Origin of the sequence: Agathobaculum faecis (assembly GCF_014287995.1) — a bacterium.
Lineage (GTDB): Bacteria > Bacillota > Clostridia > Oscillospirales > Butyricicoccaceae > Agathobaculum > Agathobaculum ammoniilyticum.
Genome location: NZ_JACOPL010000018.1, coordinates 1 through 14003 on the forward strand (window position 1 = coordinate 1; position 14003 = coordinate 14003).

Genomic DNA, 14003 nt, shown 5'->3' on the forward strand with positions numbered 1-14003 from the left:
GAACGCATCGCCTGATACGCCAGGTTGCCGATAAGCAGCGCCCAGCCCACCGCAACAAAGATGTTTGCAATGTCGTCTATGACCGGCACGCGTTCTGCGAAGTAGGAAAGATCCACATTAAACAGCTCCATGAGCTGGTCCAGCAGGTATTCCACCATCTCATACCACAGCGACGCCAGCCATTCAAACAGGGCTTTTACTAACTTTTCGAGAATTTCAGGTTTCCTCCCTTCCAGTAAAACAAAAAAACGGCGCCGCATCAGGGAAAATGTGATACGGCGCCGCTAACAGAAAAGACGCTTCAGTAACAGAAGCGTCTTTATCTTATTCAGTTGTTATCCTCATGTTTTTTCTTTCCTGTCCCTGCAACTTCTTCGATCATCCCTGTAACCACGGTATTAAGCTGTGCTGCATTTTGTGAAGAGATAACAGGCCTTCCGGTTTCCGCCTCAAGAGCTTTTTTGGCTATTCCGGCTACGTTACCGCCACGGCGGGCAACCTCTACATTTTCTGCAAAAGTTTCCGGCTTGGCCTCTTTGGAAATATCCTTTGTTGAGGTTTCTGCAAGCATATTCAGGATAATTTCCGTTGTCGTCATATTATCCCGCAGATTTTCCTTTTTCAGACCCTTCAGCTTTTTATACTGCCGCGTCGTCATACCAGACCATGCACGGGTGATCTCGTCTGTAAGTATTGCATACTCAACACCCTTTTGCACACCGCGATCCTGCCATTCGTCTGTAAGCTCTTTGCGGACCTGGATCGCCTGCAGCCGTTGGTTGATCCATTCTCTGGAATACCCCTTTTTCAGGTAGGTCTCAAGCGCACGGTCTATGATGAGTTCCGGATCTATGGTTTCTTCGATCCGCTCCCGTCCGACTTCTGCAAGCCACAGTTTGAACGGCTCTGCTTTGGGAGAGGGGATCGATTGGATGATGCGCAGCAATTGTTCGGTGTTTGCAGCAAGCGTTTTGCGGAGCTTTCCTGTCGCGGTTCGCATGGCTATCTGGGGACAATCTGTCCCCAGGTACGTACCCAGCTGCGCATCTCGCTTACGCATCTTTTTTAAATAATCAGTAGGATTTACGCTGTCCGTCAGAATCGCAACAACATCAACGACAGAAAAGTACCATTCCTCTTTTTCCTCGTCCCATACCGTTCGGATCTCCTTGTTATCGAAAAGTTGCATCTTATCACGTTCCATTAGAGATATCCTCCTCAAAACAACATCATTTTACCAAGGATCAAGCCGTTTTTCAAGCGTCCAACAGAGGTTGGGCTGTATTTTGCATATTACTTTTGCTCTTGCGAATATAGCAGAATTATCCTATAATAATGCCATAATTTATGGAGGCAGCTGCAATGAAGATCAAGTCCTCTACCGTCCTTCGAAATGGCTATAATACGATCTCTACTCTCGCGCACGAAAACCAGGAGCCGATCTATATCACCAAAAACGGGGAAGGCGATATCGTCCTGATGAGCGTAGATGCATTGGAAAACCGTGAACAGGTCCTGAAGCACCGTGCGGCGATCCTTGAAGCGGAATTCTCCAGACTCAACGGCGAACCTACCTATTCTGTTGATGAAATCCGCAAAATGCTGAAAGAGAAGTATCACAATGCCTGACGCACACAGCTAGTGATCCTTACCCCTGCAGGGGAGGATATTGACCGTATCTCGGATCTGCATTTGATGCTGGTTGGGTCGAGATCCGCAGAAGAGATCACGGACAGACTGCTTGATACCATCTCACTTCTTGCAGAGCAGCCATACATGGGTGCTCTGCATCCGGATGCTTTTTTAGCGCAGCATCAGTATCGAAAGCTGATCTGCGGCAATTATGTCTGCATCTACAAAGTAATCGGCCAAACGGTCTATGTATACCGTATCGTAGACGGCCGGACGGATTATCCGAAGCTGCTGCGATAACGGTCATTCCAGCGTCGCCAGCCCGTCAAAAAGCGGGCGGACGTAGGCGATGAACGCGCCGATGCCGTTGATGATGACCCAGGCGAGCCAGACTCTTTTGAGCCACTCCCACGCGCTGTCAGCCTTTTGCTGCGTGCCGCTCATTTTGGCGCCGATGACCGCCACCGCGCTCATCAGGCCGGCGAGTACGGTTGAAATGGCGGCGATCTTGGAATACACGTCCTTGATGATGCGGTCCGCCGCCGTCCACATGTCCTCCACAGCAAAAGCCTGCGGGATCAGGACCGCGGCGATGACCAGCAGCACCAGCGCGATACGGTAAAATAAGAAGGCGCGTTCCATCCATCCGAGGGCGGGACGCGCCTTTTGCAGTTCATTTTGGTTCAATGGGAAATTCCTCCTGTCACAATAAATTTGTCCCTTTGGTTGACTGGCCTGTACAGCCCTGTTATAATAGGCAAAACAATACAAGGTAAGAGGTGTGATGAAAATGGCATGGACCGATGGTAACCTGGCAAGCGCGCTTACCGAGCTGGAGGCCGTTGAACGCCGGCTGGAAGCAGGGGAGCGCAGCCGCGACCTGAAGCAGGCCGCGCAGCACGCATACAACAGCGCCTATGTCAACGAAAATCCCGCGCAGGCGGAATGGCGGCGCGAGATCCTGGAGCGGGCGCAGCATGTGATAGATGCATGCTTGAAGCAGTAAGGGAGGCCACGGTCTCCCTTTTTGCTGCCCTTTTCCATCAGACCTGGTTTGCCGCACTGATGATATCCCAAAACGCCCAGTGCGAGGCAGGCACATCCGCAAACCTGGTCTGGATAGACTGCACACGCAGCGGCCGGCTGGTCACACGGTTAATGAGCTTGGCCGCTTCCGCACGGGTGATGGACGCGTCCGGTCTGAACATCCCGTCTTTATAACCGTTGATCCAGCCGTGCATCTGGCCGTATGCCACCGCGTCATGTGTCTCCCCATAGCTGGGGACGTCTGGGAACGCCATCGTGCCGGCCGCCACCTGCGGGGACCCGCTCAGGCGGTACAGCCACACGGCCAACTCCGCACGGGAAATGGGCGCGTCCGGCCGGAAATACGGCGCGGTCTCTATCCCTGCATCATAGAATGCATCCACTTCGTGGGCGTACCAGCCGCTTACCGGTACATCCACCGCGCCACAGGCCGGATAGACCGTCAGGCTGGAGTAGTTGGTCAGCCGTGCAAGCATCACGGCCGCTTCCGCGCGGGTCAGGGTGCCCTCCGGACAGAACCGGCAGTTTCCCATACCTTCAAAATACGGCGCGGTGACGCCATTACGCAGAAACAATGTGCCGTTGTTTTTGCGTACCGCACAGGCACTGAACTGCACATCGTCACGGATATTGCTTACTGTTATCTTGAGGACGCCCTGATTGGACAGAGACATAGGGTATGACTTGCCCCCAACTCTAATACTGCTGTCCTCATCAACATGGGCGGTCTCCTGCCGGCTGCCCACGCGCAGCGTGACGGTATCCAGCGTATAACCTTTGTCCGGCGAAACCGTATACGTCGCCGAGCCGCCGTCGTTCACACCCGTGCGGGAGGCCGATACGGTACAATTCTGTGTCTTGCCGATAGTGATCGAATGATCGTAGTAAGTGGTCAGCTTAGAGGCAGTAGCAGAGACCTTGACCGGTGCATAAACATCATCCACACACAGAATAACATCCTCGCCGCTCTGCTGCAGTTGGTAGTCTATTCCATCCACACTAATCTCGTCCTCGTCCGCATCCACCGTACGGCTGGTGCCGTCCACGGAAAGCGTGATACGGCTGAGGCGGTAGTTTGTCTTGGCCGAAATGGTAAAGCGCACATCCGTACCCTTGGGAACCGTGCTGCCGCAATCCCTGTCAATGTCCACGCCCGTGCCTTCCGAGGTGGTAATAGGGATGTGCTCTTCGTCCAGCTCGGAGATAAAGTACGCCTCCATATCGGTTTGCACATCGGTAAGGCACAGCGTCACGCGGCCGCCGTCCCTGTCTATGCGGTACACCTTGCCGCCCAGCCAGATACGGCCCTCAGATACATATCCCGCAGCGGACTGCACTCCATCGTCCAGCCGTATCTCGGTGATCTCATAGCCGCGTCCGGCGTCTGCAATAATGTTTGCATCGTTCCCGCGCCGCACCTTGACACGGCTTCTGTCCACGTCCACGCCCTTATCGCCGCGGACGCGGACGGTGAGCGGCTGTTCGCCCGGCTTACCGTTGCTGAAAAAGTGGATGCCAAGGCTTTCTTCTGCGGTCAGCGTCATCGTAACCTTGCCGTCCGTCACGGAAAACGGATAGGTTTTATCCCCGATCTGGACAGCACCATCGGCCAGATCGGCCGTGTTCGCCTGTCCCGCATCCGTGCGTGTCACCTGTACTCGGGTGATCTCGGCTTCTCCAGATGGCGCGGCGGTGATCGTAACCGTCTTGCCGATGCCGTATGTCCCCCCGCCGCTGACCTCGATGCCGCTGTCTGCGCTTACATCCATGTGGCAGGAGACCGCTTCCACGGATGCTGATAAAACAAGATCTCCTGTACAGTTGCCCGGCACCGTGACGGTTATCTCCCGTCCGCTATGGCGGAGCGGCAGCACCATGCCGCCCACTATAAGCTGTGCGGGCTTGTCCTGAACCGTGGTGTTTACGGTCTTCCCGTCGTAATAGGCGGTGACTACTGCAAGCCGGTACCCGTCCAGTGGAGTAAAGGTGACGTCTCTCACCACGCTGGTCTCCCACACGTTGACGCCGACCGCGCTGGATGTATAACCAGTACCGCTTTTTACTTCAACGCGGTGCATACCGCCCGCGGCATAGGACTGTGGGATAATGGTCGCCGCTATCAGCCACAACGCCAGCAGTAAAATCGGGATGCGCAGTTTCTTTGTGGTCATGTTTTTCGCTCTCCTTTCCCTGCAAAAAGGGCCGGTATGAACAGAACGTCATACCGGCTCATGCCAATAATATTATAAGGTCTGGTCTGAAATGAGATAAGCGGCGGTCCTGTCAAATGCGGGCGAGCTTTCCTCTGTCTGCACATCCGGTATAGCGCGCCACAGGCGGTCCACCCGGGCGACGCCGCCCAGGTCGGTGTAGACCACCAGCTGCTCCATCCCGACCGCAGCATTGTCCAGCAGCAAATGCACGGCGAAGCGTTTTTCGCTGATCTGCAGCGGCTGGGTGTACTGGATGCGGTCGAATTCACTTGCGTCCGCCCAGTGATACAACTCACTCTCGGCCAGTTCGCGCACTGTGCCGTATTCGCCCAGCTGGATAGCAGCGCTGTTCAGCACCAGCTCCGCGCTGACCGATGTGAGTTCATCCGTTCCGGCAGACGGCTCCTCGCCCGTATCAAGTGCATACAGGGCGGCCGTACCTCCTGACGCGAGTTCCACATCACGCCGCACCAGCGGCACATCCTGTACCGTCTCATTCTCTGCATCATCCCATCCCTCCAAACCTATCTGTTCCATCTGTGTAAATACCGCCGTGTCCGTATCGGGTACCTCCATTTTCGGTGTATCGTCCGCGCAGCCTGTAGGCAGAAGCAGAGCCCCCGCCATGCAGGCGGCGATCATGCCGCGGAATTTCATTGTATCACGCCTCCTATTGAATTTCCTGTCCAATCGCGCAGAGCCGGTAAGCCGGTTCGTTCGCGATACAGGTGAGCATGGTGATCTGGTTGCCTGCCGTAGGGTTCAGCACATCCGTATCTGTAGCAAGGATGCGACCGGCAAAGGTGACGCGGTAGGTGCGGGCGCCGAGCGAGGTCTTGTAGGTAATGATATCCCCAACCTGCACATATTTCAGGTTACCGAAATACGGCCACGAACCGCGGTTATGGCCGCACAGTGCGACGTTGCCGTTCCAGACGCTCGTCCCGTCCACATGGCCGGCGCCCTTTTTCATACTCTCATAGGTAGCGCCAGGGTAGACATAGGCGAAAATGCCGCGGCTGCCAATGGATACCGCACCGAAATGCCCGTTCGTGGAAACAAGCTGGCGCTGGGCGGTATAGCCGCCGCTCATGCCCTCCAGCCGGTTAAAGGACAGGCCTTCCAGACCGTTCAGCTTTTCATCCGTGGCGATCTGTTTTTCCACCGCGCTGCCCCACGGGTCTATGTACGACCCGATCGGGATGACGGGCGAGCCGGCGCGCGGCGTGGTCTGTTCTGCGTCCGTACCCATGCTGTCCGACGGGACGACGATCGCGCTGCCGCCCGAATCGTCCTTGCTGTCCAGATCCAGCGCATGGTTACTGGAAGTGGGCGTGTAGAAGTGGTCGTCATAGAGGCCTGCGTCATAGTGGTATTCGAGCGCTGAGACAAACGGCAGGCTGAGTACCAGCAGACCGCAGGCCAGTGCGCCTCTGAAAGCGTATTTGATCGTTGTTTTCATCGAACTCATCTCCTTCTGCAAAAAAATCCCCATCTTTGAGGGATAAACCGCACGAAGCGGCTCTCTTGACAAAGACGGGGGATGTGCTATAATAGATTACAGAAAGGGCGTTGCCATTAGCGGTTAGCCCGGTAAGTAGTTTAGTTTAGGGTATAGACCCCGAAACCGTCACTTTGCCGAGTGGCGGTTTCTGCTTTTTACGATGATCGTGACCGTGAAAGGCCCGATATGTAACGTAATACGCATGGCCTCACCCCCTTTCGGGTGGTGTGGCTAACCGCCGTTCCGTATGGCAACGCCCGTGAACGGTAAAACCGTTCGATTGATTATACCACAATTGACTGTTTTCCGTCAATCTGCGGCAGCTTTGCAGGCTTCATAACTGCCAGTCCGGCTTGACAATAATCGTTTCAGCCAGTATAATAAATACCAGCAAGACGGCTGCTTGGCGCTAACAAGCGGTCGTTCCTAATCAAGTTTAGAGCTTGAGGAAACGCCGCTCGGTTTACGCTGGGCGGTTATTTCTTTCTATACATAAAGCATAGGCCGATGACGCCGACGATCAGCAACCCGAACTGAAACAGATCGGAGTAAGTAACCACGGTATCACCTCCGTTCGGAGGAACAACCTGCCGTCTTAACTGGCGGTCTGATTATATCACATCCCTTCGCTTTCCATCAATCCAAGCCGCTATAAGGCGGCTTTTGTCATATCCTCACCTGAAACGCGTAGTCGCTCCCTACAAAGGACTCTACGACATGGTGCTGTCCTTCGCCGCCGGTCTCGATGGCGATATCCCTGCCCACCAGCCGTTTGGCGAGCCGTTTCCGCAGGATAACCGTGTACTCGGTTTCCTCATGCCCCTGTAGCGCGGAAAGCCGCAGCTTCGGCGTCCGTACCCGCACATACTGGCGGTTCACAACGTCATGGATGCGGCGTTCTTCATTATAGACGTAGACACGGGCGGTATGCCAGCGGATATACCGCCAGATCAGCACCAGAATGAGTAAAACCGCCAGCCCTGCCGCGAAGGCGATTTGCAGCACTGTGATATCTGGATCAAGCCCCGGCAGGACCGGTATCTTGTTTCCCGTATAGGTCACGGTGTAGACCACGCTCCCGATGCTGGTTTTCCCCACTTCGCCCCTGTAGGCTGCTGTAGCGCGGTATCCGTCCGCCACTTCGCGGGTCGTATAGGTGGTCTTACTGTAAGTTGCCGTTGCCGTCCAGACCGCGGGAACATCGGAATCCTCCACGTTTTTCGTTTCAGACCAGCTCAGGCCTGTCAGCGGCAGGGTCAGCCCGTCTGCCTGCACCTTCTCCGGCACAAGGCTGCGGTCATTGTAGGCCAGCTCATACGTTTTGGTGACGGTATGCGGATGGCTGTCCGTGACCGTGCTGTAGCCGGTCGCCTCCACCTGAATGCTCTGCACGTCCAGCAGCAGTTCGCCAGTATAGCCATCTTTGCTGTATGGCCGTGTCGCCGGGAACTGGCCGATCACGTCCGCAAGCTCACCGGAGGGCGCGTCTGCTGTAACGGTTTCCTCGGCCTGCTTTTTGTCTGTTATCTCCTGGTCGGCCTTGTCCATACGCTGATAGCGGTACCAGTAACCGTCCTGAGAAAACGGCTCCTCACGGAGCAGAGCGGGATCGATGTCCGGCGCCAGCTCAAAAGTCTTGGTGAGTGTCGGAACACCGTTTATCTCAACCAGCTCGGTGCTGACCGGCTCAAAGCTTGCTTTGTCGCCGTCGAGCAGCACCTGTTCGCTTTCCTGTACTGCGCCCGCCGCGCCGATAAACAGCGCGGCGAGCAGCGGCATAATCAGCCTCCTCAGTTTTTTCCTTTCCATACGTTTGATCTCCTCGCAATCAAATATAAGGGAGCGGTTCCGTTTGAACCGCTCCACAGAATATCCGCCTGTTTACTTTTCCCGCCGCTCAATCCGGATCAGGCGGCTCGGCTTTTGGCCGGGGCGGTTATGCTGAAGTGTAAATACCATATCCGGCTCCCGTTCAAAAAAACCAATATCCCGTTTCCAGCTCATGCCGCATTTGCAGTGCTGCAGGCCGATGAACTGCTGCTTCATTTTTCGCCCGCACCTGGGACAGATTTTGTTACTTTTTCCCATTCTATCGCCTCAAGTACAAATTGCATTTGTGAACATAGATATTATAGCAGATGCCTGCAATCTCAGTAAAGCTGCATTAAATTGAAGAGAATCAGAATCCGGTCTGCGGCAGTGTGGGACTGGTATATGTGGGCGCGCGGTAGATTTTAGTCACCCATGCGCTGGCAGCGTTGTCCCACTCGCCCTGATACGAGCCGCCGCAATCCGCCCTGTTGATGATGTTATAACCATTCGCCATGTAATCCGGCACATAGACCAGCAGCGTCGCTTTCTCAGTCATTTTGAAGCCAGCCGGTACGGTGCCGAACTCAAAGCGGATATCGGTCACATATTCGCCGGCCGCCAGTTTGAGTGAGCCGCTGTCGATCTTGAACGAGTATGCGTTAGTCGAAAGCAGGTTATCTGCCAATGTCCGGTAATCATTCATGTTGGTCTTAAAGGTGATCTTATACCAGACGCGGGCATTGTAGGTACCGGTGGTCAGCGTGGCCGCGCGCACCGCGTCCGTGGGGATGCGGTCATGCCAGAAGAAGTTGTCCAGCGTAACATTCGAGTTATTTGCAATGTTCGTGAAGTCATACCGCATATTCGAGCCGGCGTCTACCGTGTAGTTGCCGGTCTTTTCAATGCTGGTATTGATGTTTGCCGGGTCGTTGTACATCTCGATCTGCACCACGTCGCCTTCCACCTTGAGCCTGGCCTCTACCTTTTCGTTGTTCAGCTGATAAAACCGCGGCGCCTGCACCTCCTGCACATAGTAGCGGCCCAGTGGGATCGGGTTGGAGGCGGCAATCCCTCTGGAATCCGAGGTCATGGTGTCCACCACATGGCCGGTATCGGCATTGGTGATTTCGAACACCGCGCCCTCAAGCAGACTGCCCTTGGGCTGGTTGGTTACGGGGTTGTCCTGCGCGGATTTCTTGACCACCTGGATCTGGCCGAGAATCGGGGTGTTCTCGATGACAAGCTCGGTCGTCTCCCCGCGGCGGACGCGGAGCGTGCGCACAGTATCGTCCAGCACATAGCCCTCCGCGGCGGCGATCTCCTCGACCTTGAGCTTGATTTCGCTCTTGCCGTCTGTCAGCAGGTCGTCCAGTTCGATGTAGCCGTCCTGATCCGTACTGTACTCGCCGATGAGGTTGTTGTCCTCATCCTTGATAAGGAACCGAACGCCGTAAATACCCTCGCCTGTCACTGCATCGACCTTTTTAATGCGCACACCGGCGAGCTTTTCATTTTCAAAGGTGACGGTCGCCAGCTCCCCTGACTTTACAATCACGTTCTGCGGGGTGGCGTCCAGCCGGTAGCCCTCTGGGCAGGAGACCTCGGTCACGACATAGACGCCGTCCTCCAGTCCAGTCACGGTGGCAAGGCCAGAGGAATCCGTGGTATACGAGCCGACCATCTCGCCATTCGCCTTTTCCACTGTAAACGTGCAGCCGTCCAGCGGCTGGTTTGTACCTTTGACGACTTTGCGGATCTGCAAACCGTATGCCTTTTTATTCGTGAACACCAGCTCCATGCTCCCGCCATCCCTGATCTCAAAGGCCTTGGGCGTGTCCTGCAGGATATAGCCGTCCGGTGCTTTGATCTCCGTCACAATATAGCTGCCTGCCGGCAGTCCGTCCAGTGTGATAACACCGTTTGCGTCGGTTTCAGCTTCCCTGACAAACTCGCCGTTAGACTTGGTGATCTTAAACACGGCATTCTTGAGCGGCTGGCGGGTATCCTCGTCTATCTTCTTAATGGTGAAACCGCCCTTTTTCGTGTTGGTAAAAGTCACCTCACAGGTCTGGCCAGCGCGGATCTCCACGGTCTTGGGAGCCTCGTCGATGGCATAGCCATCCGGCGCGGAAACCTCCGTGATGATGTATGTGCCAGTATCCAGCTCAGGCAGGTGGATGACGCCGTCCGCATCAGTCGTAACGCTCTCACGCACAACCGAGCCGTCCCCGCGCGTGATCTTGAACACCGCGCCCTGCAGCGGCTTCTTCGTCTGGCTGTCGATCTTCCTGATCAGCAGGCCGGGCTTTTTGGTGTTCTCAACCGTCAGGGTGTAGGTCTTGCCCTCCTCCAATGAAACGGGGTGCGGGTTGCTGTCGATCAGATAGCCGCCCGGCGCGGTGACCTCAGTCACGATATAATTACCGGCTTCCAGACCCTCAATAAACGCCGTACCGCCCCCTCCGGTGATGACATCCTCCTTGACCATATCACCGTTTGCCTTTTTGAGCTGGAACACCGCGTCTTTCAGCGGCTTGCGCGTCTCCGCGTCTATCTTCTGGATCAGCAGGCCGGGGCGTCTGGTGTTCTCAACCGTCAGCTCGGTGTCCTTGGCCGTCGTGTGTTCGATCTCCAGCACTTCATTGTTCAGGATGTACTCCTTCAAGGTCTTGACCTCCTGTACCTTGTAAGTACCTGCAGGTGCATTTTTGATCTCAATGCGGCCATTTTCGTCCGTGGTGTAATCGCCCAGCAGTATGCCGTCCCGCCAGATCTTGAACTGTACGCCTGCCAGCGGCTCTTTTGTTTCGCTGTCTATTTTCTTCACAATGAGGGATTTCTGCTCGACATTATCCAGCGTCAGCACAAGGTCGCGGTCTGTCGTGTGTTCGCCCTCCAGCACGACTGTACTCAGTTCATAACCGGCAAGCGTGTGCTTTTCCACAAACTTATATGTGCCGGGGTCTGCATAGTCGATGATGAACGTGCCGTCCGGTCCGGTCGTGAACATGCCGATGCTCCTGCCGTCCTTGAAGCCTTCAAATACAACGCCCTGCATGGGCTTTCCCGTATCAAGGTCGATCTTCTTTACGATAATATCCTTTTTGCGGGTGTTGGGAATGGTGAAGAACGTGGGGTATTCACTGTTGTTCTCGATGGTAAACGTCTTTTCGTTAATAACATACTGGGGATCGGTTACGACCTCCTTTGCCTGATAAGTACCCGGCTCTGCATACGGGAGCCAGATGCGGCCATGCTCGTCCGTGGTGTAGTTGCCCAGCAGCCTGCCGTCCTTCCAGATCTCAAAGGTAACGCCCTGGATAGGCTCCCGTGTTTCCTCGTCGATCTTGTAGATACCGAAGTGCTTCTTGATGGTATTCTGGAAAATCAGCGTGGGGATCTCGGCCTGATCTCTGGCAAGTTCGATGGTCTGCTCCGGCGCGTCCAGGTTGTAATGCTCCTTATCGCCGTCCACCTCTACTACACGGTAGGTGCCGGGCTGGAGGTTCTCGATCATCGCTTCGCCGTCCTGACCCGTGGTAACGGAGGTGAGCTTGGCGTCGTTGTAGTATACGTCAAACTTCCAGCCCTGCAGGGGGATCCTGGTGTCCTTGTCCTGCTTGATGATACGGATGGACAGTTTCTTCGTGTTCGGCACATTGACCTCGCGGACGATCTGCGTCGGGTCTGCGGAGGGGTCTATGTAGACCTCGTGTTCCACTTCGTCCTTCAGGTAGCCCTGCGGCGGCTCGACCTCGACCACCTGATAGAAGCCCTTGGGGAGGCTGTACACCTTGGCATAGCCGTTCACGTCTGTCTTGACGGTCTGCAGCACCTGGCCATCCCTGCGGATCTCAAAGGTAGCGCCGGCCAGCGGCTCCTTGCTGTCCTTGTCATACTTGTAAATTTCGATGCCGGGCAGCGGGGCATTTTGGAAGGACAGGGTAATATCGCGGGTATTGTCCCAGCTGAAGGTCTGGATATCCGCACCGTCTGTTGCATACCCCTCCGGCGCGGCGATCTCATACACCTCGAAAGAGCCAGTGGGCAGGTCCCTGCCCTGGATGGTGAACTCGCCCAGCGCGTCCGTTACGTAGGTATTGACAAAATCGTTATCTATGCCCTTGACCTCAAACTTTGCGCCCATCAGGTTCCGCCCGTCCGCGCTGGAGGTCTTATGTACCTTGAAAACGTGGTCGTCACTGTTGGCCAGTGTCACTTCAACGGTCTTATCACCCGTGCCAGTGTTTACCACTTTATCCGGCAGCAGGGTGTAGCCCTCCGGTGCTTCGGTTTCCTTGATGGTGACATCGGTGTTGAGGGGTAAGTCAAGAAAAACAGCTTCACCATTGCCATTTGTCGTTTGTTCATCTGTTTTCTGCGCGCTATCTTTTTGATAAGTGATTTTGAAAGTACAACCCTGCAATGGCGCACCATCTTTATCAGTCTTCAAAATCTTGAGATTAACTTTTTCCTGTGTAGACAATGGATTAGAGTTAAATTGCAACTCATTGCTCAACTTTTGCACAGCGGGTTCCACCATGATAACCGGCTGTACACCCGAACTGGTTGTGCTGGCTGCGTACACATTATAGCGATCCACGTTCATGCTGGTTACGATTTTTGTGGTCAGTTTATCCTGATCTGCGTCCATCTGCTCCGCTGTGGCCTTGGGGATACAGAACAGGAAGGTTTCACCATAGGCTGTATCGTTGCCGTTCTTGTACAGGTCGTTGTTTTTCTGCACATTCTTCAGCGTAAGGCGCTGCGCCCCGCTTTCGTCATAGCTCTTATTGCCCTGGCTGTCCATGAGGAACGCACTGGACGGTACGTTGTCCGCACGGACGAAGATCTGATTGCCGCGCACGAACGTAGCGGACGCTGCCGCCATAGGCAGCACCATGTAGTCCTGTCCGTCTATTTCCTTTTCTGCAAATACACCAGAGTTTACAATACCCTGCGGCAAATCTACTGAGCCGGTCTTTTGTGCGGCGGGCGCGTACTCCGTGTTGCCGGGCGTGTAGTTGATGGTTGCACCTACCCACGGCGCATGCCCTTTTCCATTTGGCCCCCATACGCCATAGAACTCGTTGCCGTATTTCAGCATTTCGATAGCGGCATAAAGGGTAAGCGCCTCCGAGGTGCTGCTGGCGCTGAGCGTTTTGCCGCTGGCACGGTAGCCCAGCGACGTGGAGCTGACGTAATTCACGCCGTAGCTGCTGTTAGCCGCGATCTGCGCATCTCCCAGCGCCGCCCACATGGCCGCCTGCGACGCACTGAAATACATATCCGCTGTAAAGTTTTCATTCGTAAGGGGGCTGCCCACCGTGGAAATGAACTCATTAAGCGACATGCGCGAATCACTGCGCACGGCCACTCCGTACACATGCATATCCGATATGCGGCTGGTGACGGTATACGGCATACCTCCCGTGCCGGGGTTGCCCTTGCTGTGGTCTGCGCAGTATGCGCGGATCTCCGTACCGTCTGACGCTTCCGTAAACATAGGCCAGACGTTGCGTGGCGCGCCGTTCTGCTGGAACCACGCCTTTTGCACGCCTCTGTCCGCGATAGTGTACACCTCGCCTACGTTGATCTCAATGCTGGACGCCTCGTTGTCCTCATCTGCCAGCGGCATGATGCCGCTGTCCACTGCAGCGGCCAGCGGCACGCTGGTGAGGAGAGTAAGGGCGGACAATGCGCCTGCTGTGACCTGTCTGAAAATATCCTTTATCATGATTTGCCTCCTCATATTGGAATAAAAAAGCCGCCTTTCAAGGGAAAGGCGGCGCGCG

At 55.2% G+C, this 14003-nt stretch carries 11 protein-coding genes; 3 read left to right on the forward strand and 8 right to left on the reverse strand.

The features are described 5' to 3' along the window. Nucleotides 1–328: 328 nt before the first annotated feature. On the reverse strand, nt 329–1204 hold the full coding sequence (locus tag H8S45_RS13760; protein ID WP_054328462.1) for a BRO family protein: 876 nt from the start codon (nt 1202–1204) through the stop codon (nt 329–331). A gap of 158 nt (nt 1205–1362) precedes the next feature. Here H8S45_RS13760 and H8S45_RS13765 point away from each other — a divergent pair, with 158 nt between their 5' ends. Together H8S45_RS13765 and H8S45_RS13770 are read left to right on the forward strand one after the other, a co-directional pair. Continuing rightward, a complete protein-coding gene (locus H8S45_RS13765) occupies nt 1363–1629 on the forward strand; it encodes a type II toxin-antitoxin system Phd/YefM family antitoxin (protein WP_054328461.1) in 267 nt (88 codons plus the stop codon). A gap of 12 nt (nt 1630–1641) precedes the next feature. Further along, nucleotides 1642–1932, forward strand: coding sequence for a type II toxin-antitoxin system RelE/ParE family toxin (locus H8S45_RS13770; protein ID WP_262564384.1), 291 nt, complete (start codon nt 1642–1644; stop codon nt 1930–1932). 3 nt (nt 1933–1935) lie between these two features. Here H8S45_RS13770 and H8S45_RS13775 read toward each other — a convergent pair whose 3' ends face one another. Next, the gene (locus H8S45_RS13775) at nt 1936–2319 is read right to left on the reverse strand and encodes a hypothetical protein (protein WP_054328450.1); all 384 of its coding nucleotides are present in this window, start codon (nt 2317–2319) and stop codon (nt 1936–1938) included. A 97-nt stretch (nt 2320–2416) separates the two neighbouring features. On the opposite strand from H8S45_RS13775, the gene H8S45_RS13780 reads away from it, so the two are divergent. Then, nucleotides 2417–2638, forward strand: coding sequence for a hypothetical protein (locus H8S45_RS13780; protein WP_054328451.1), 222 nt, complete (start codon nt 2417–2419; stop codon nt 2636–2638). Nucleotides 2639–2675: 37 nt separating this feature from the next. Here the strand turns inward: H8S45_RS13780 and H8S45_RS13785 are convergent, their stop codons facing one another. The 6 genes from H8S45_RS13785 to H8S45_RS13810 all read right to left on the reverse strand — a co-directional run bounded on the left by H8S45_RS13785 (nt 2676) and on the right by H8S45_RS13810 (nt 13945). Continuing rightward, nucleotides 2676–4850, reverse strand: a complete 2175-nt coding sequence (locus H8S45_RS13785) for an S-layer homology domain-containing protein (RefSeq protein WP_054328452.1) — start codon at nt 4848–4850, stop codon at nt 2676–2678. 72 nt (nt 4851–4922) lie between these two features. Beyond that, nucleotides 4923–5549: a hypothetical protein gene (locus tag H8S45_RS13790; protein WP_054328453.1), complete on the reverse strand. Its 627-nt coding sequence runs from the start codon at nt 5547–5549 to the stop codon at nt 4923–4925. 13 nt (nt 5550–5562) lie between these two features. Then, nucleotides 5563–6354, reverse strand: a complete 792-nt coding sequence (locus H8S45_RS13795) for a class D sortase (RefSeq protein ID WP_186950247.1) — start codon at nt 6352–6354, stop codon at nt 5563–5565. Nucleotides 6355–7062: 708 nt separating this feature from the next. After that, nucleotides 7063–8205, reverse strand: a complete 1143-nt coding sequence (locus tag H8S45_RS13800) for a hypothetical protein (protein WP_147574634.1) — start codon at nt 8203–8205, stop codon at nt 7063–7065. A gap of 72 nt (nt 8206–8277) precedes the next feature. Beyond that, nucleotides 8278–8442: a hypothetical protein gene (locus tag H8S45_RS13805; RefSeq protein WP_243182482.1), complete on the reverse strand. Its 165-nt coding sequence runs from the start codon at nt 8440–8442 to the stop codon at nt 8278–8280. A 133-nt stretch (nt 8443–8575) separates the two neighbouring features. Continuing rightward, on the reverse strand, nt 8576–13945 hold the full coding sequence (locus H8S45_RS13810) for a SpaA isopeptide-forming pilin-related protein (protein ID WP_186950249.1): 5370 nt from the start codon (nt 13943–13945) through the stop codon (nt 8576–8578). Between the last annotated feature and the right edge of the window lie 58 nt (nt 13946–14003).